This is a genomic window from Demequina sediminicola (genome assembly GCF_000975055.1).
GTDB classification, from domain to species: Bacteria; Actinomycetota; Actinomycetes; order Actinomycetales; family Demequinaceae; genus Demequina; species Demequina sediminicola.
Genome location: NZ_BBRB01000004.1, coordinates 187,770 through 205,146, shown reverse-complemented (window position 1 = coordinate 205,146; position 17,377 = coordinate 187,770). Strand labels below are relative to the sequence as shown.

Genomic DNA, 17,377 nt, shown 5'->3' with positions numbered 1-17,377 from the left:
GCGCAGGGTGGCGCCTCTATTGGGTGGTGCGAACCTCACTCGGGGACACCCGGATGTCGTAATTCTGGCCCGGGCTGCCCCAGAAGTCGGTTACTGACACGATCCATGTCCCAGCGGGGATCACATAGTCAATGAGCGGGTCGCGATCGACGAGCCCATCGACGTACGGATTGCCGTCTGCCCAGGTGAGTCGGTACGCACTCGCGTCGTTGAAACCCAGGACTTCCAGCACGAGGTCCTGCTCACCGAGGGTTGCCGCTTCGATGGTCAGCCGTGCAGCATCGTCCAGGCTCAAGCACAGGTACTGGGTGGTGTCAGCCTCAGTCAACGCCTGCCCTACCTCGAGCGCAGGAGCGCCGTCGCACTCGGCTGGCGTGATCGCGATGTTGCCCACGGCGGGGTCGGCATGGCGGATGACGGTGCCCGTGTCGTCGTAGTACACCTCGGCGTCGTCGAAGGTGCCGTCCTGCCACGCGCTCGCCTCAATGAAGTAGGTGCCGGGCACCAGGTCGGCGGTGATTTCCGGATCGGTGCCAAAGACGTCATCACCGGTCGCGACCACGTCGCCGATGTCGGAGAAAATGGTCACGCGCAGGTCTGCCGAGCTGTCCGAGTGGTGTGAGTCCACACCTACTTTGGCGAAAACCGGCTCGGAGACGATGACGCACGACCAGCGATCGTCAGAGGAAGCCGATGCCGTCACGGTGCTCTCGACTACCGCGACGGTGTCGCCGCAGCTATCGACAGCGGGAAGGTCGACGGTAGACGCCACGTCGGGCGTGGGTTCCGGCACGGACGTCTCGGTGAACAAGAGGTACGGCGGGGGAGTGTCGCCTGGCTCCTGTGCCGGAGAAACCTCGATGAGGTAGCCGCCGGGAGGGAGCGTCGCGGTGATCTCAGCGTCAGCCTCCGGTGTTGAGCTCGCCGTGCCGAACGACTCGCCGGAAACGGACGTGACGGAGAGCGTGATGGGCGTTGCCGCATCGAGAGGTGCGGCGCCGATCAGCACCTCGAGTTCTTCGGAGATGCTGAAGCATGAGGTACCAGGAGCCTCAGAGATCTGAGTGTCGAGCGGGATAATCTCTGCGTTGACGGTGTTGCAGCCGTCACCCGTCGCGCTGGTGGCGTCGGGCTCGGATTCGTCCGCGTCTGATCCACCTCGAGTGGCGAGTATTGCGAACACAATCATGGCAATGATGGCGACCATCACAGTGGTCCACACCCGCTGAGAGTGCACGTCGAGCGTTGGTCTCATGGTGGGAGGCTATCGGCTTCTGTGACGCGTACTCCCCATATCCGCGCCGTATGGATCCTGGCTCACCGGGCCGGGAACAAACGGTGGTGCACGTCCGTTTTGTCTACGCTTGTCCGTTGGCCTGATGTGGAGGTTGCCTGCATGTTTGATTCACTGGGTTCCGCCCTCACTTTTCTCGTTGTCCTTGCCGCCGTGGTGTTTGTTCTGGCTGCTCTGGCCGAGGGGCGACTCCAGCACTTCCTGCGATTTCTCTTGCGGCAGGACCGTGGGCGCGTGACCGAGCATGTCTACGACGAAATTCCTCGTGCAGAGAATGACTGGAACGTGCTTCACGGAGTGGATTCCATTCCCGATGACGTGGGTGGGGCGGAACGAGCGAAAGCATGGGCGCGCGACGCCTACGGTCAGGCAAAGGAAGTTGTTGAGACCGGGCGCGAGAAGTGGGCCGAGCAGCGAACCGCGGAACCCCTCGCACGACGCAACGACACCCCCACCACGGGTCAGATCTCGATCGGCCGTCATTAACCTGCGTCGCGCTGCGCAGCCTCATCACGTGATCGAACAAGACCGCCACGCCAGCACCCCGCGTCGCGCCGCGGCGCTGACCTGAGAGACTTGCGTCATGGACGTGACCTGGATTCCTGGCGATATTGATCTTGTCGTAGTGATTGTTGCGGCATGCGCGGTCATCGGGGGCGCTGTGGGGTTGGCCCGGCGCCCCAAGCGCGACAAAGGTGCTGAACCCACCGCGACAACGGCGCAGCCTCAGGCGGCTACACGCGCGGGTGACGCAGAAGAAGGACTGCGCCCCACTGACGGGCCCGAAGCTCCGGACAGCCGGTTGGCGCGACTACGGTCCCGCCTGGGCGGGGGTCTTGGCTCCAGCCTGCTTGCGATCTTCTCCCGGGGGAGCCTCACTCAAGATGATTGGGATGAGCTAGAAGAAACCCTCCTCCTGGCGGACGTGGGCGCAGCGGCCACTGATCAGATTCTTGCCTCTCTCAAGGCTGAATTGAAGTCCGACCCCGACGCCGACCCCCGCGACACGCTACGTCGCGTCCTCATTGACATGGTCGACCCGAGCCTTGATCGTGAACTTCAGCTCGCAGAGCCTGGCTCAGGCGCGCACGAGGCCATCCTCGTGGTGGGCGTCAACGGAGTAGGCAAGACCACCTCGGCAGGCAAGATCGCCCGAGTTCTCGTCGCCCAGGGCCGCACCGTCATTCTGGGTGCCGCAGATACGTTCCGTGCCGCTGCCGCTGATCAACTCGAAACGTGGGGCTCGCACGTCGGAGTCCCGGTGGTTCGCTCGGACCGCGACGGAGCCGACCCTGCTTCAGTGGCATTCGAGGCCGCAAGTAGGGCCGCAGACGAGTCTGCTGACGTGGTGCTGATAGACACCGCAGGCCGGTTGCAGAACAAGGCTGGCCTCATGGATCAGTTGGGCAAGATCATTCGAGTGTCCTCCAAGGCAGCGACTCCCGTTGAGGTCCTCCTCGTCCTCGACGCCACCACCGGGCAGAACGGCATGACTCAGGCAAAAGTGTTTGCCGAAGCAGCGCCGGTGTCAGGCATCGTACTGACGAAGATGGATGGCACCGCCAAGGGCGGCATCGTCATCGCGGTGCAACGGGAACTTGGTGTGCCCGTCAAACTCATCGGACTCGGAGAGGGCGTGGACGACCTTGCGCCATTTGATGCCGAGCAGTTCGTGGACGGCATTCTGGGCCTTTAAGGCTGGTAGAAAACGTCGCTATGCTGGGGGTGCGCCAACTCCGCACACCGCGGTGGCGCACGTAGCGACGGTCGTCTAAGACAACACATAGGGGGATTGGCCATGACGCATGCGCCTGCAGGATGGTTCGACGATGGCTCGGGAACGGGTCGCCAACGCTACTGGGATGGCCAGCAGTGGACCGAGCATTTTCACCCCGCACTCGACGCCACGGCGTCGCCGGAGGGCGTCGCCGCGGGCACAGATCAAGCCGAGGCTGCACAGACCCACGCTTCAGCAGAGTCTGTCCATGTCGCCTCAGGCACAGAGGGTGACGGTCAGCCTCACCCCGATGGCGAAGCGTCTCACAGTGCAAGCCTTCCCACGTGGGCGTGGGGAGTCATTGGCGGCGGCGCATTGCTGATTGTCGGCATTGTGGTGGCGGCCTTCGTTGTCGTGCTGGGTGACGATGACCCCGCGGCGGATGCGCAGGCGGCGATGGAGGATTACGTTGAGGCGATCGTCTCTGCCGACTGTGCGGCTCTGAACTCGCTGACGACCGAGGCCTTTCAAGACGACATGTTTGAGTCCCAGACCTGCGAGGACTACCTGGTGTCCTATGAAGAGGACTTTGGGGAATCTCTCACTGACTACTTCGAGGGCACCACGTTCACGGTGACCGATGTGGTGGTCGAGGGGGATACCGCGGTGGTGTTCTCGGACTCCGTGGTGGACGGCGAGGAAGCAGAGAACGAGGACGTGCTGGTCTTGGTCGACGGCGAGTGGCTCGTGGACGTTGATCAGGCCTAGACCTCGCTTGTGCCCCATTGGCGCCACGAGGCGCTCTCTACTTTGTTGCCGCAACAGAGAATTAACCTGAGGGCCCGCCTTGTAACCGCCCGGAAACACTACTGCCGCCGTGGGGCAACACCGCTAGGCCACGCTGTTTCTTGACTCGCCGAGGGGCGGGAACAAAGGAGAAGCAGAATGGATAGCGGCAACATTGCCTGGCTCCTGACCTCTGCGTCACTGGTGCTTTTGATGACGCCTGGACTGGCGTTCTTCTACGGCGGCATGTCACGTGGCAAGTCAGTACTGAACATGATGATGATGAGCTTTGGCGCGATGGCCGTGGGTGCCGTCGCCTGGGTCATCGCTGGAAACTCGATCTCGGTTGGCGACAGCATCGGCGGCCTCTTCGGAAACCCCGGTTCAGACTTCATGCTGAACAGCTCGTGGGTCGCCGGCGACGGTGAAGCACTGATCGCGACTGGCTTCGGCGCCACGTTCGCCATCATCACGGTCGCACTGATCTCCGGTTCCGTTGCGGACCGTATGAAGTTCAGTGCCTGGATGGCCTTCGCCTTCGTGTGGGTCCTGCTGGTGTACTCGCCCGTGTCTCACTGGGTCTGGGGTGGTGGAATCCTCTCTGACGGCGGTCCTATCTTCAACGAGGACTGGTTCGCTCAAGACTTTGCCGGCGGTACCGTCGTGCACATTAACGCCGGTGTTGCCGGTCTCGTCATGGCGCTGCTGCTCGGCGTGCGTAAGGGCTTCGGCAAGGAGCCGATGCGTCCTCACAACCTGCCTCTCGTCATGATCGGTGCCGCACTCCTGTGGTTCGGTTGGTTCGGATTCAACGCCGGTTCGGCATTCGCCGCTGACGACAGCGCTGCTGCAGCTTGGGTCAACACCACCACTGCCACTGCTGCCGCCATCCTCGGTTGGTTGCTGACGGAGAAGATCCGTGACGGCAAGGCCACCTCGCTGGGTGCCGCATCTGGTGTGGTTGCTGGTCTGGTTGCCATTACTCCTGCCGCTGTGGCTGTTGACCCCTGGGGTGCGCTGCTCATCGGTGTCTTCGCCGGTGTGTTCTCCGCACTCGCTGTGGGCCTGAAGTTCAAGTTCGGTTATGACGACTCGCTCGACGTCGTCGGTGTCCACCTGGTTGCAGGTCTCTGGGGCACCGTGGCCATCGGTCTCTTCGGCACCACGACCTTCGGTTCCTGGGACGGACTGTTCACCGGTGGTGGACTCGGCGGCCTCTGGGCACAGATCGTTGCTGCTGCCGTCGTGATCGTTTACTCGGCTATCGCTACGCTGATCATTGGACTCGTCATTAAGTACACGATCGGCCTGCGCGTCAGCGAAGAGGTTGAGATCTCCGGAATTGACCTCGCCGAACACGGTGAGACTGCCTACGAGGAGGCGAAGTAACCATGAAGTTGGTCACTGCGATCATTCAGCCGCACCGCACGGACGAGGTCCGGGCAGCTCTTGAGGCCGCTGGAGTCCGAGGTGTCACCGTCTCGGAGGCAGCCGGCTACGGCCGCCAGAAGGGCCACACCGAGGTCTACCGCGGTGCTGAATACACCGTGGACCTGGTTCCCAAGACGCGCATGGAGGTCCTCGTCGATGACGCTGACGCTCCCACCGTCACGGAAGCCATTGTCTCGGCTGCTCAGACCGGCAAGATCGGCGACGGCAAGGTCTGGACTGTGTCGGTCGACGACGTGGCTCGCGTTCGCACTGGCGAACACGGACCTGACGCCCTCTAAGTAGGAGCAACGCACATCAATGGAGACAACCCCCAGCGCTGCTGAGGGCTCCGACGCTGAGGTCCCGCACCCCCACGGGGTGCGGGGCCTCAAGCGCGTCCGAGCGGACCTCGCAACTGAACTGTTTGCCAGCCAGGTTCCAGGACCGCAACGACGCGAACGACTCACTGAGCTGATGACCACCGCGCTCAAGGAACATTGGACCGAGTCGTGTGCTGGTGTCGACGGTGTCGCGCTCGCAGCTGTCGGGTCGCTCGGTCGTGGCGACATGGGTCCAGCTTCTGACCTGGATGTCGTGTTGATTCACGACGGCACAACCCATAAGCAAGACACTCTTGAAGAGTTGGCGCGGCGCCTGTGGTACCCGATCTGGGACGAAGGCTTGGAACTTGACCACTCCACGCGTTCGGTGTCTCAGTGTCGCCAGGTAGCGTCCAAAGATCTGGCCGCTGCCGCCGGTTTGCTGGACCTCAGGCCTATCGCAGGTGATGATGCCCTGGTGGCCCAGGCGCGGACCGCGATCTATCAGGATTGGCGTGCCGCAGCACGGTCCCGGCTCCCCGAACTCTTGACGTCCTCGCGTGTGCGGGCAGAACGGCACGGTGAGATTGCCTATGCGATTGAGCCGCATCTGAAGGAAGCACGCGGGGGTCTGCGCGATTACACGAACCTCTCCGCCCTGAGCGCGACATGGCTCACGGACCGGCCTCACGGGCCTGTCGACGATGCGGCGCGCCACCTCCGCGACGTGCGGGATGCCCTCCATTTCGCTTCCGGTCGCCCTGGAAATGTCTTGGCCAGGCATATCGCCGATGACGTGGCGACGTTGATGGAGTACGACGACCCTGACGATCTGCTGGCAAGCGTGGCCGACGCCGGCCGTACCGTGGCTTACGCGCTCGACACCACAGAGCGTGGTGCGCGGCGATCCCTCGAGCGTTCCGGCATCGGCTCTCGTGCATGGCGAGCCAGGCGCTTTGGCTCGGCTCCTCGCCACATTCCCGCGGCGGAGGGCCTCATCAATGTTGATGGCGAACTTGCATTGGCACCGCAGACCGATCCCAGCGTTGACGTGCTCCTTCCCCTGCGAGCCGCCGCGACGGCTTGCACCACAGGGCTCACGCTCACCCCGGGGCTTCTCGATGCGCTTGTCACGTCGCCGGACTTACCAGACCCGTGGCCCACGGAGGCGCGAGAATATCTGATGCAGATGCTGGGCGGTAGTGCACATCTGGTTGCGGTCTGGGAAGCCATTGACCTGCAAGGTCTCGCAGTGCGTTGGCTCCCGCAATGGGAAGGCGTCCGCAACCGTCCTCAGCGCAGTCCCGTGCACGAGTTCACGGTGGACCGCCACATGATCGAGGCGACGGTCAACGCGGGCCCCATGCGGCGGCTCGTGCCGGACGGCGACCTCTTGCTCCAAGCATGCTTGCTTCACGACATCGGCAAGCGTGCAGGCGCCGGTGACCATTCCGAGGCCGGTGCGGCGCTGATTCCCGAGATTGCAGCTCATGTGGGGTGGAGCGAGGAGCGGATGCACGACATTCAACTCCTCGTACGCGAGCACCTCACCTTGGCCGATCTCGCCACCAAGCGCGACCCTGGCGACCCAGCCACGGCATCGGCTCTCATGGAGAGGCTTGAGGGAAGAACTGACTTGTTGCCGGTGCTTCGTTGCCTGACGGAAGCCGATGCTCGTGCGGCGGGACCCAAAGCGTGGACCACGTGGCGCGCTGCACTCGTCGATCAGTTGACTCAGACGGCCAAAGCGATGTGACATGACCCCGCGTGGTTCTGCCACGCGGTGGTGGCGGGCAGGAGACTACCTGTGCCCGCCGGTAGGCTGTACGCCTACACGCTTTGAAGGGACATCTACGTGTTCGCAAATCTTTCTGACCGCTTGACATCAACTTTCCGCAACATCAAGGGGAAGGGTCGCCTTTCTGAGGCGGACATCGATGCAACGATCCGCGAGATCCGTCGCGCCCTTTTGGACGCCGACGTGGCGTTGCCCGTGGTGCGCACGTTCACTGGCAACATCCGCGAGCGCGCACTCGGCCAGGAAGTCTCTGAGGCCCTGAACCCCGGTCAGCAAGTCGTCAAGATCGTCAACGAGGAACTTGTCGCTATTCTCGGTGGCGAGGCACGGCCGCTGCAGTTTGCCAAGACTGGCACGACGGTCATTATGCTTGCGGGTCTTCAGGGTGCAGGTAAAACTACGCTGGCTGGAAAGTTGGCGCACTACCTGAAGGGGCAGGGTCACACCCCGCTGCTGGTTGCGGCCGACCTCCAGCGTCCGAACGCGGTGAACCAGTTGCAGGTGGTCGGTGAGCGTGCCGGGGTCCCGGTGTTCGCTCCCGAGCCTGGCGTGACGCGCGAGGGTGAGCGCGTGAAGGGCAACCCCGTCAAGGTCGCGAAGAAGGGCCTGAAGGAGGCCGAAGCCAAGCAGCACTCTGTTGTCATCGTTGACACCGCCGGTCGTTTGGGTGTCGATGCCGAACTGATGAAGCAGGCATCGGACATTCGCAAGGCGATTGATCCCGATGAAGTGCTGTTCGTCATTGACGCGATGATCGGTCAAGACGCTGTCGCCACGGCCACCGCCTTCGATGAGGGCGTAAACCTCACCGGTGTGGTCCTGACCAAACTGGATGGCGATACCCGTGGTGGTGCCGCACTGTCCGTACGCGAGGTCACGGGCAAGCCCATTCTGTTCGCGTCGACGGGTGAGAAGCTCGACGAGTTCGAGGTGTTCCACCCTGACCGCATGGCGGGCCGCATCCTTGACATGGGTGACGTGATGACCCTGATCGAGCAGGCTGAAAAGGCCTTCGATCAGGACGAAGCGCAGCGCATGGCGGACAAGGTCTCCAAGGGTGAAGACTTCACCTTTACTGACTTCTTGTCACAGATGCAGCAGCTCAAAAACATGGGGTCCATGAAGAAGATGCTGGGCATGCTGCCTGGTATGGGTGCCATGCGTGAGCAGATCGAGAATTTCGACGAGCGAGAGTTGGTGCGCACGGAGGCGATCGTTCAGTCGATGACGCCGCTCGAGCGTGACAACCCCAAGGTGCTGAACGGCTCGCGCCGTGCCCGTATCGCGAAGGGTGCCGGTACTACCGTCGCGGAGATCAACTCGCTGGTGAAGCGTTTTGAACAGGCGCAGCAGATGATGCGTGCGATGTCCGCTGGTGGCGGCATGCCTCAGCTTCCTGGGCAGGGCGGTGGCGCCCCGGGTGCGTGGGGTGGCATGCCTGGCGGCAAAAAGTCGAAGGGCAAGCAGGCACCGCAGAAGAAGGTCAAGGGCAAGTCGGGTAACCCCGCCAAGCGTGCACAGCAGGAGGCCGCCGCACGAAACCGGACGGCGAACAAGAAGCAGGCCCCCGCGGGTAGCGCCTTCGGTTTGGGACAGCAGGGGCAGCCAGATGTTGACCCATCGCAGCTCGACGCCGACCTCAGCAAGTACCTGGGTAATAAGTAGGGCCGATGCGCGTGCTTCACCTCACAGGCCCGGTGCTCGTTGACGATCACACGGTGATGGACCAGGCCTGGGTGGTGGGGGACAAGATCACCTATGGGCGTCCGCGCCACAGTGGTGAGGCAACAGTCATTGAAGGAACCGTGGTTCCAGGTCTGGTGGACATGCACTGCCATGTGGGTCTTGATTCAGGGGGCGCCACGGATGTGGACCTTGCGCTCAAGCAAGCCACCGTGGATCGTGACGCTGGGACGCTACTCATCCGCGATGCCGGCAGCCCGCTCGACACATCCTTTATCCACGACCGCCCGGATATGCCGCGGCTCATCCGCTCTGCCCGGTTTATTGCCCGGCCCAAGCGATACTTGCGGCACTACGCCCGTGAGATCGAGCCGCGGGACCTCCCGGATGTCGCCGAGGACGAGGCTCGCAAGGGTGACGGCTGGGTCAAACTCATCGCGGATTGGATCGAACGCGATGCCGGTGACCTCACGCCGTTGTGGACAACGCAGCAACTCGCCGATGCCTTCGCTCGAGTCCATGCCGTAGGCGCCCGGGCCACGGCTCACACGTTTTCACATGAGGCGATCGGCCCGCTGTTGGATGCAGGCATCGACTGCATCGAGCACGGCACAGGCATGGACGAAGACCACATGAGAGTGGCCGCTGACCGCGGTATCCCGGTCGTGCCAACGCTGCTTCAGGTCGACAACTTTGAGGGCTTCGCGGCCTTGGGTGAAGGCAAGTACCCCGCCTACGCAGAGCGCATGCGTCGGATGCACCAGCGGCGCTACGAGCACGTCCGTGACCTCTACGAGTCCGGCGTTCAGCTCCTGGTAGGCACCGATGCTGGCGGCACGCTCGGCCACGGTCTGTTGCCGCAGGAAGCGGCGGAGATGGCGAAAGCCATCCCGGCATCGGCTGTCATCGCCTCCGCCACGTGGAAGGCGCGTGAGTTCCTGGGTGTTCCGACGCTCTCGGAAGGGGAGTCAGCGGATCTGGTGGTGTATCCCGAGGACCCGCGCGTCGCGATCGATGTATTGAAGACACCGACGGCGGTGGTGCTCCGTGGCGACGTTGTTGCACGCTAAGCGCCGCGTGAGCGCCGCCCGGCGCAGCTGGTGGGTCGATGGCCTTGAGGCGTTGGTGTGGCTGTCCGCTGCCACCGGGATAGCGTTCATGATTGCCAGCGGCGGATTGTCGTATGTCGAGACTCCAGCCGATGGTGCCTATGCTTTGGGTCGCGCGCTTGGAATCGTGGGGGCAATTCTGGCGATGGCGCAAATGCTGTTGGCGTCACGCGTCCCGTGGGTTGAGCGAGCGTTAGGCCACGACGGAGCCATTGCTCGCCACACCCGCCTGGGCACGGTCGCCCTGGTGTTGATGCTCATTCACCTGGTGCTCATGACGACCATCACCGCTGGCTATGACGGCCGCTCCGTCGCGGCACAATTGACCGCTTGGCCTGAGTATGGCTGGTTCATGTTGGCGGCGCAGGTGGGTGCAGTCGCGTTCATCGTGGTGCTCGTCACGTCTTTCTCCGCGGTGCGCATGAGGATTCCGTATGAGCGCTGGCACGCGGTGCATCTGTTGGTCTATGTCGGCGTCGCATTTGCCGTGCCGCACCAGTTCCTCGAAGGCTCGACCTTCCGCGATGGTGGGGCTGCTTGGTGGTTCTGGGCGCTGTGGTGGACCGTCGCCTGGGTCTCTCTCCTGGGGTATCGAGTCGTGCGTCCACTGGTGCTGTTCATTAGGCACGGGCTTGTCGTGGAATCAGTGACGCCCCATGTCGACGGCTCCACCTCAGTCACCCTGAGCGGTCGGAACCTTGAGCGCCTACGCGCCCAGTCCGGACAGTTTTTCTTATGGAGGTTCTTGAGCCCTGGGCTTCGTGGCCAACAGCATCCGTTCTCGCTGTCAGCAGCCCCCGGCGATCGGTTGCGCATCACCGTCAAGCCGTCCGGTGATGGATCACGCGCAATGGCATCCGTGACCCCGGGAACCCGTGTCTGGTGCGAAGGTCCCCTCGGCATCTTCGGTGAGCCCACACGCACCCAAGACTCCGTGGTTCTCGTCGCCGCCGGCATCGGGATCACGCCCGTGCGGGCGCTGCTGGAATCAGCAAGCCCTGACGACGACGTGACCGTGGTGGTGCGTGCGCGTTCGCGGGAGGAAGCGCCGCTGCTGGAAGAGATCGAAGAACTCGCCGATGCGCGGGGTGCGGACATCCACCTCGTCCTGGGCCCCCGTGGTACAGGGTGGTCGAGCATCGACCAACCCCTGACCCTCACTGACATCGTCGCGAACCCGTCTGCGTGTGACGTGTACATCTGTGGACCGCGAGAATGGGCGGAATCGGTGCAGGCCGACGCGGCGAGGGCGGGCGTTGCACCGTCCAGCATTCACCGTGAAGAGTTTGGGTGGTGAGCAGATGAAAGCGACACGCGCGGTCATGGTGACAGGCGCATCGGCGGTCATTCTTGCGGCAGGCTTTGCGGCAGCTCCAGACCCGCTCGATGACTGCGTCGACGGCGCAACCGCGGATACCTGTGGCGACGAGACGGCGCAGCCGGGGGCGACGTCCAGCGCGCCTTCTGCGGAGAACTCAACGAACCCGGACCCGAGCGACGTCACCAGCGAAGGTGTCTCTGGAACTTTCGATGGTCCCGTGGTCTCCAATATTCGTGGCGACTATCAAGTCCGTCTCACGTTCACCGACGGCGTGCTGACTGCAGTGGAGTTCCCGGTGGCGGGGACGGATGCTTCGCCGTCCCGGGTCGTCAACGATATGGCGCTACCGATTCTCGAGGAAGAGTTTCTCGAGGAGCAGGACTGGGACGTCGAGCACGTGTCGGGGGCCAGCTATACCTCGCCGGCGATGTTTGAGTCTGCGCAAGGAGCGTTTGAGGACGCGGGCCTGTGACTGATCACGAGGGTGTCTTCACGCTCACGGCGCAAGCAATGGCGATGGACTTCACTCTGACTGTCGTGGGGTGCGCGGACAAGGAGTCCGCGACATCTGTCATGTCGTTCATCGAGTCAGACTTGCGCTGGGTCGATGAGGTGTTCAGCACATACCGGGAGGACTCCTGGATCAGTCGCATCAACCGCGGTGAGGCCGTGGTGGCGGACGCGCCCCCGGCCGTCGCGGAGGTGCTTGACCTCTGTGAGCAGTTTCGAGAGGAAACGGGCGGGTGGTTCGACGCGCGTGAGCCGCTCAGTGAGCCGGCGTCGCGCAGTCCCGGAGCGTCGCGTGCAGGCGCGTCGCGCATTGATCCCACGGGAATCGTGAAGACGTGGGCTATGGAGCGCTCCCGGTGGCGTCTGTCATTACTGCAGGCCGAGGGATGGTCGTGGGGCTGTGCAGGTGACCTGTCTGTGCACGGCCAGGCACCCTCCGACGAGGGCTGGCGTATCGGAATCGGGGACCCTCGTCACGAACCAGGCCCCCAACAGCGATCGCTCGCTGCAGTCCGCATTGGCCAGGACCGCTCTGCATCCCTCGCGACGTCGGGCGTTGGCCATCGCAGTGGCCACATCTGGGCGCCGCAGCGAGGCAAAGGCACTAGCACCGTTGTCCAGGCCACGGTGATCGGGCGCGACCTGGTCCAGTGCGATGCGTGGGCCACTGCCATTGTGGCTGGAGGCGCCGGCGTGGCGGAAAGTGCGCACGCACTAGGGATGGACGTCCTCGCTCTCAAGAGCCGAGGAGACAAGGTCACGTCCGTCTCCACACCTGGCTGGCGAACTCGTCGTCTGTGACCCTCACGCGCCCGGATTGCGCTAAGTTGGCTGGCACAAGAACTCTGAGGAGTGCGATGGCAACGCAAAAACTCCTGGGGCTCGCGACCTTTGTGATGGGTGTGAGCGCCTTAGGCAGCTGCACGGTGGCAGCGCCCAATGCGGCGCCCCTTTCCACCTCCGTTGAACTCTCGGGACCTCAGGCGCTCAGCGCTACAGCGACCGCGGCAATGTCGGTAAACGACGCGATGAAGTTTCGCCTGCAGTCGCTGATCCAACTTGATGGGCACGCTGGAAGCACGGGCGCCCTCGGCTCTGGGTGCGCAATTGAGGAAGAAGCGGAGATCCCTGACGGCACGTGGTTCGTTTTTGTCCGTGAGGTCGATAGCGAGAGCGGCAGTGGTGCGGTTGACGTGGCGTGCATGTTCGGGCAGGACTCGGATCAGTGGGAGATCTACGAGGAGAGCTTCGCAGACGATGAACACGTGGAGCACTTCGTCATTTCGAATGACGTCGTGAACCCCGTGACTGTTCACGTTGACCCGGGCGCTGTGTTCTATTTGTCCTCGCATGACTGGGTTCCCGTGGAGTTCGAGACCGCGGCTGTGGAGAGCAATGTGCTTGATGGGCGCCGTGGAGCGGGCTTGTGGATCGTCGTGGACGGCGGCAAGGTCGTGGGTGTCGTCGAACCCCGCTGGGAGCCTGAGGCCTAGCGGTCATACTCAGGTCTGAAAATCTGGCACAATAGTGCGTTGGTTGGTGTGGCCCTCTACCCGTGCCAACTATTCGTCTTGCCAGTGACGGACTTCCCACTATTCCCGGGTTGCTCCACACCGGCTCACACCGAATGAACAAGGAGAACAGCCATGGCTGTAAAGATTCGTCTCAAGCGTTTTGGTAAGAAGAAGGCACCCTTCTACCGTGTCATCGTGATCGATGGCCGCGCGAAGCGCGATGGTCGTGCGATCGAAGAGATCGGCAAGTACCACCCGCTGTCCAACCCGTCTTTCATCGACATCAACTCGGAGCGCGCGCAGTACTGGCTCTCCGTTGGCGCTCAGCCTTCGGACCAGGTGCGCAAGCTGCTCGAACTGACCGGTGACTGGGGCCAGTACAAGGGCGACAAGGACGCAAAGTCGACCGTCGAGGTTCCTGCTGGTAAGGCAAGTGCCGATGACCAGATCAAGGCAAGCGCCGATGCCGCCGAGAAGCTGAAGGCTGACAAGGCTGCCGCTGACGAGAAGGCCAAGAAGGAAGCAGAGGAGGCCGCCAAGGCTGAAGCTGCTGCGGAGCCTGCCGCGGACGAGTCCGCCGAGCAGCCCGCTGAGGCTGAGGAGAAGTAATCGTGGTTGTCGACGTCCTGGAGTATCTGGTCCGCAGCATTGTCCGTAACCCGGACGATGTCACGGTGTCCGAGCGCTCAGGCCGTCGTGGCATCACCCTGAACGTGGTGGTGAACCCCGAGGACCTTCCGCGCGTGATTGGCCGGCGTGGTCGCACTGCGACCTCGTTGCGCACCGTGATCGACGCTATTTCGCGTGATGACGTTCGCGTCAACATTGTGGACGTGGCCTAGCAAGTAGCCACAACAGCAAGGCCCCCGTCACAACTGTGACGGGGGCCTTCTGCGTATGTGGTGAGAGCCGGGAGACCGTCACCGTGTTAAGTCCTCAAGAACCACAGCGATGCGCGGCGGTTGTTGAGGAAGATCAAGATGAGTGCGGACCAGATGATGGACGCGATTGCTTGCCACTCGGGAAAACCCGGGACGCTAAAGATCACAATGAGGTCGAGCACCAGTCGGATCGCCATAATGGCGTTGACGATGAAGCGCGAGAACCTGGAACCGTTGCCGAGGCCTACAGCCACCAGCAGGGTGACGACACCGAGCCCGAGCAATGTCCAGCCGTAGATGCGTGCTGGCTGTGCGGAGGTGTCGACATCGGCGAGAAATCCAGTGTCACCGGACGCCCACAGCCATACGCCGCCTGAGATCAGCGTCAACACGGCGGAGATCCAGGTCAATACCACGACGAACGTCACTGTTCCGGGGCGTGGGCCCGGATGCGCGGTTTGCGGATAGGACATGGTTGCCTCCTCGGATGCACGGTGAAGAGGGCGGTGTCTCCCCTCCAGAGTCAATCTAGCCGAGGCAAGCCCCCTGATGCTGGTCGTTTACGCTTGTGCCCATGGAACTGACTGTTGCGCGCATCGGCCGTGCTCATGGGCTCAAGGGTGAAGTGACGGTGGAAGTGCGCACGGATATCCCTGAAGAGAGACTGGTGCCAGGAGCGTCGTTCGACACGGACCCTGCGGCAGCTGGACCTCTCACGGTGACCGCCGTGCGTACTCAGTCGCAGCGCTGGTATGTGAAGTTTGCTGAGGTGGCGTCACGAGAAGACGCCGATGCCGTACGCGGGGTGTCGCTCGTCATTGACGGTGATGAATCCGATGAAGACGATGCTTGGTATGTCTACGAACTCGTGGGACTTTCGGTTGTTCGGCCCAGTGGAGAGGTCGTGGGCGAGGTCGCAGATTTGTTGTCGATGCCTGCCCAGGACTTGTTGGTCGTCAAGCAAGTCAGCGGCAAGCGCGCAATGATTCCGTTTGTCGACGAGTTCGTACCCGAGGTTGACCTCGAGGCACGCGCCGTCACGATTACACCGCCATATGGGCTCCTCGATGGCGAGTCACCTGAGGAAACAGGGGAGACGCACGGATGAGGCTCGACGTCGTCAGCATCTTCCCTGAGTTCTTCTCGGTGCTGGATCTGTCCTTGCTGGGCAAGGCCCGCGCTAAGGAACTGGTGGAGGCGCGCATCCACAATCTGCGTGACTGGACGCACGATGTCCACGGCACCGTGGATGATGCACCGTTCGGTGGGGGCGCAGGTATGGTCATGAAGCCCGATGTCTGGGGTGCGGCGCTGGACGATGTGATGCAGCCGGGCGCTCACCTTGTGGTCCCCACTCCTGCGGGTATTCCGTTCACCCAAGGGATGGCGTCAGACCTCGCTCAGGAAAAGCAGTTGGTGTTTGCCTGTGGTCGCTATGAGGGTATCGATGCGCGTGTTCCGCAGCATTATGCGGATGCAGGCTTTCGCGTCAGCGAGGTATCGATCGGTGATTACGTCCTCAATGGGGGAGAGGTCGCGGTAGTCGCGATGATCGAGGCCATCACGCGCCTGATTCCCGGATTTATGGGCAATGCGCAATCAATCGTCGAGGAGTCACACTCTGACGGTCTCTTGGAGTATCCGAGCTACACCAGGCCCGCACAGTGGCGAGGACTTGACGTGCCGGAGGTTCTCCTGAGTGGTCACCACGGGAAGATTGCCCAGTGGCGCCACGAGCAGCAACGTGAGCGCACCCGAGATCGTCGGCCTGATTTGCTTCCTGAGAGTGACCGGGATGTGGCACAATAGTCTCTCGGTGCAAGCGGGGCTGACATCTGCCACAGGGGGTCTCAGCACGACTTGTCTTGTCACCACCACTGATCAAAGCCGTAAGGCAGAGTGCGTGCAGGGCCTGTGGCGTGTGCGTAGGAGCAATAGTCATGCAGAAGCTTGACCACATTACTGCGGGATCACTCCGCGACGACCTCCCCGACTTCCGTCCGGGTGACAACGTGAAGGTTCACGTGAAGGTCATTGAAGGTAGCCGTTCACGTATCCAGGTTTTCCAGGGCTTCGTCCTGCGTCGCCAGGGCCACGGCATCGGCGCTACCTTCACGGTCCGCAAGGTTTCCTTCGGTGTTGGCGTGGAGCGTACCTTCCCGGTGCACGCACCCACCATCGAGCAGATCGAGCTTGTCAGCCGTGGTGACGTTCGCCGCGCCAAGCTGTACTACATGCGCAACCTGCGCGGTAAGGCAGCTCGCATCCGCGAGAAGCGCGAGAACTGACCATCAGCACAGAGTCAGGCACACCGGCGGAGGGTCATTCACCCTCCGCCGGTGGCCGTCTATGGGGGTATGTCCGGGAATTCCTGGTCATTGTGCTGTGTGCGCTTGCGCTTTCTCTCCTTATCAAGACGTTCTTTTTTCAGTCGTTCTGGATTCCGTCAGCGTCGATGGATCCCACCTTGCAGGAGAACGATCGCATTCTCGTCACGAAGTGGCGCCCAGGTCCGCTCGATCTGCGTCGCGGCGACATCGTGGTGTTCAAAGACCCCGGCGGCTGGCTTCCCGCTGACACTTCCTCTGCTGACGACACCGCCTTCGAGGCTTTCGGCAAGGACATCCTGACGTTCACGGGACTGCTTCCTGAGGACGCTGGGACACACCTCGTCAAGCGCGTGGTGGGACTTCCCGGCGAGAACGTGGTGTGCTGCACCGCTGAGGGCAACATCACGATTGACGGCGAGCCACTCGACGAGCCGTACCTCCCCGCAGGTGTCGAGCCATCCATCCAAAGCTTCGAAAGGACCATTCCGGACGGATATCTGTGGGTCATGGGCGATAACCGCCCGCACAGTGCCGATTCCCGTGCGCATATGGGTAATCCGGGTGGCGGTGCAATTCCCCTCGATTCTGTCGTGGGCACCGCGTTCGCTACCGTGTGGCCGCTCCAGCACTTCCACGGAATCGGTAATCCGTACGACGACCCCGACGTCGTCACGGAGTAGCCC

Annotated in this window: 20 protein-coding genes; 18 read left to right on the top strand and 2 right to left on the bottom strand. The window is 62.7% G+C overall.

Annotated elements, in window-relative coordinates; genetic code table 11:
• Window positions 1-16: 16 nt before the first annotated feature.
• Complete coding sequence (locus AOP79_RS09495) at window positions 17-1,255, bottom strand: hypothetical protein (RefSeq protein WP_152648088.1); 1,239 nt, start codon at window positions 1,253-1,255, stop codon at window positions 17-19.
• A gap of 141 nt (window positions 1,256-1,396) precedes the next feature.
• Between AOP79_RS09495 and AOP79_RS09490 the strand changes: the two genes are divergently transcribed.
• The 14 genes from AOP79_RS09490 to AOP79_RS09425 all read left to right on the top strand — a co-directional run bounded on the left by AOP79_RS09490 (window position 1,397) and on the right by AOP79_RS09425 (window position 14,325).
• Entirely contained in the window at window positions 1,397-1,780 is a 384-nt protein-coding gene (locus AOP79_RS09490) for a hypothetical protein (protein ID WP_062072934.1), read from the top strand.
• Window positions 1,781-1,877: 97 nt separating this feature from the next.
• Window positions 1,878-2,990 carry a signal recognition particle-docking protein FtsY gene (ftsY, locus tag AOP79_RS09485; protein WP_062072932.1) on the top strand — a complete coding sequence of 371 codons (1,113 nt, stop codon included), beginning with the start codon at window positions 1,878-1,880 and terminating at the stop codon, window positions 2,988-2,990.
• A gap of 102 nt (window positions 2,991-3,092) precedes the next feature.
• Entirely contained in the window at window positions 3,093-3,779 is a 687-nt protein-coding gene (locus tag AOP79_RS09480) for a DUF2510 domain-containing protein (protein WP_062072930.1), read from the top strand.
• Between the two features lie 177 nt (window positions 3,780-3,956).
• The gene (locus AOP79_RS09475; protein WP_062072928.1) at window positions 3,957-5,186 is read left to right on the top strand and encodes an ammonium transporter; all 1,230 of its coding nucleotides are present in this window, start codon (window positions 3,957-3,959) and stop codon (window positions 5,184-5,186) included.
• A 2-nt stretch (window positions 5,187-5,188) separates the two neighbouring features.
• Complete coding sequence (locus tag AOP79_RS09470) at window positions 5,189-5,527, top strand: P-II family nitrogen regulator (protein WP_062072926.1); 339 nt, start codon at window positions 5,189-5,191, stop codon at window positions 5,525-5,527.
• Between the two features lie 19 nt (window positions 5,528-5,546).
• On the top strand, window positions 5,547-7,304 hold the full coding sequence (locus AOP79_RS09465; RefSeq protein WP_062072924.1) for a [protein-PII] uridylyltransferase family protein: 1,758 nt from the start codon (window positions 5,547-5,549) through the stop codon (window positions 7,302-7,304).
• 99 nt (window positions 7,305-7,403) lie between these two features.
• Window positions 7,404-9,011, top strand: a complete 1,608-nt coding sequence (gene ffh / locus AOP79_RS09460) for a signal recognition particle protein (protein ID WP_062072922.1) — start codon at window positions 7,404-7,406, stop codon at window positions 9,009-9,011.
• Window positions 9,012-9,016: 5 nt separating this feature from the next.
• On the top strand, window positions 9,017-10,099 hold the full coding sequence (locus tag AOP79_RS09455; protein ID WP_062072920.1) for an amidohydrolase family protein: 1,083 nt from the start codon (window positions 9,017-9,019) through the stop codon (window positions 10,097-10,099).
• Window positions 10,077-11,435 carry a ferredoxin reductase family protein gene (locus tag AOP79_RS09450; RefSeq protein WP_062072918.1) on the top strand — a complete coding sequence of 453 codons (1,359 nt, stop codon included), beginning with the start codon at window positions 10,077-10,079 and terminating at the stop codon, window positions 11,433-11,435. Before AOP79_RS09455 ends, AOP79_RS09450 begins: the two co-directional genes overlap by 23 nt.
• Before the next feature lie 4 nt (window positions 11,436-11,439).
• Window positions 11,440-11,931, top strand: a complete 492-nt coding sequence (locus tag AOP79_RS09445; RefSeq protein WP_152648087.1) for an FMN-binding protein — start codon at window positions 11,440-11,442, stop codon at window positions 11,929-11,931.
• Window positions 11,928-12,770: an FAD:protein FMN transferase gene (locus AOP79_RS09440; RefSeq protein WP_062072914.1), complete on the top strand. Its 843-nt coding sequence runs from the start codon at window positions 11,928-11,930 to the stop codon at window positions 12,768-12,770. Before AOP79_RS09445 ends, AOP79_RS09440 begins: the two co-directional genes overlap by 4 nt.
• Before the next feature lie 56 nt (window positions 12,771-12,826).
• A complete protein-coding gene (locus AOP79_RS09435; protein WP_062072912.1) occupies window positions 12,827-13,462 on the top strand; it encodes a hypothetical protein in 636 nt (211 codons plus the stop codon).
• A 153-nt stretch (window positions 13,463-13,615) separates the two neighbouring features.
• Complete coding sequence (gene rpsP, locus AOP79_RS09430; protein WP_062072909.1) at window positions 13,616-14,092, top strand: 30S ribosomal protein S16; 477 nt, start codon at window positions 13,616-13,618, stop codon at window positions 14,090-14,092.
• 2 nt (window positions 14,093-14,094) lie between these two features.
• Complete coding sequence (locus AOP79_RS09425; protein WP_062072907.1) at window positions 14,095-14,325, top strand: KH domain-containing protein; 231 nt, start codon at window positions 14,095-14,097, stop codon at window positions 14,323-14,325.
• Between the two features lie 86 nt (window positions 14,326-14,411).
• On the opposite strand, the gene AOP79_RS09420 is transcribed toward AOP79_RS09425, so the two are convergent.
• Window positions 14,412-14,837 (bottom strand): hypothetical protein, encoded by a 426-nt coding sequence (locus AOP79_RS09420; RefSeq protein WP_062072905.1) that lies wholly within the window; start codon window positions 14,835-14,837, stop codon window positions 14,412-14,414.
• Between the two features lie 101 nt (window positions 14,838-14,938).
• Between AOP79_RS09420 and rimM the strand changes: the two genes are divergently transcribed.
• The 4 genes from rimM to lepB all read left to right on the top strand — a co-directional run bounded on the left by rimM (window position 14,939) and on the right by lepB (window position 17,374).
• Window positions 14,939-15,472: a ribosome maturation factor RimM gene (rimM, locus tag AOP79_RS09415; protein ID WP_062072903.1), complete on the top strand. Its 534-nt coding sequence runs from the start codon at window positions 14,939-14,941 to the stop codon at window positions 15,470-15,472.
• Window positions 15,469-16,173 (top strand): tRNA (guanosine(37)-N1)-methyltransferase TrmD, encoded by a 705-nt coding sequence (gene trmD, locus AOP79_RS09410; protein WP_062072901.1) that lies wholly within the window; start codon window positions 15,469-15,471, stop codon window positions 16,171-16,173. The genes rimM and trmD overlap by 4 nt, the downstream gene beginning before the upstream one ends.
• 131 nt (window positions 16,174-16,304) lie before the next feature.
• Window positions 16,305-16,652 carry a 50S ribosomal protein L19 gene (rplS, locus tag AOP79_RS09405; RefSeq protein ID WP_062072899.1) on the top strand — a complete coding sequence of 116 codons (348 nt, stop codon included), beginning with the start codon at window positions 16,305-16,307 and terminating at the stop codon, window positions 16,650-16,652.
• A gap of 83 nt (window positions 16,653-16,735) precedes the next feature.
• Window positions 16,736-17,374 (top strand): signal peptidase I, encoded by a 639-nt coding sequence (gene lepB, locus AOP79_RS09400; protein WP_269078449.1) that lies wholly within the window; start codon window positions 16,736-16,738, stop codon window positions 17,372-17,374.
• The last annotated feature ends 3 nt before the right edge of the window (window positions 17,375-17,377 follow it).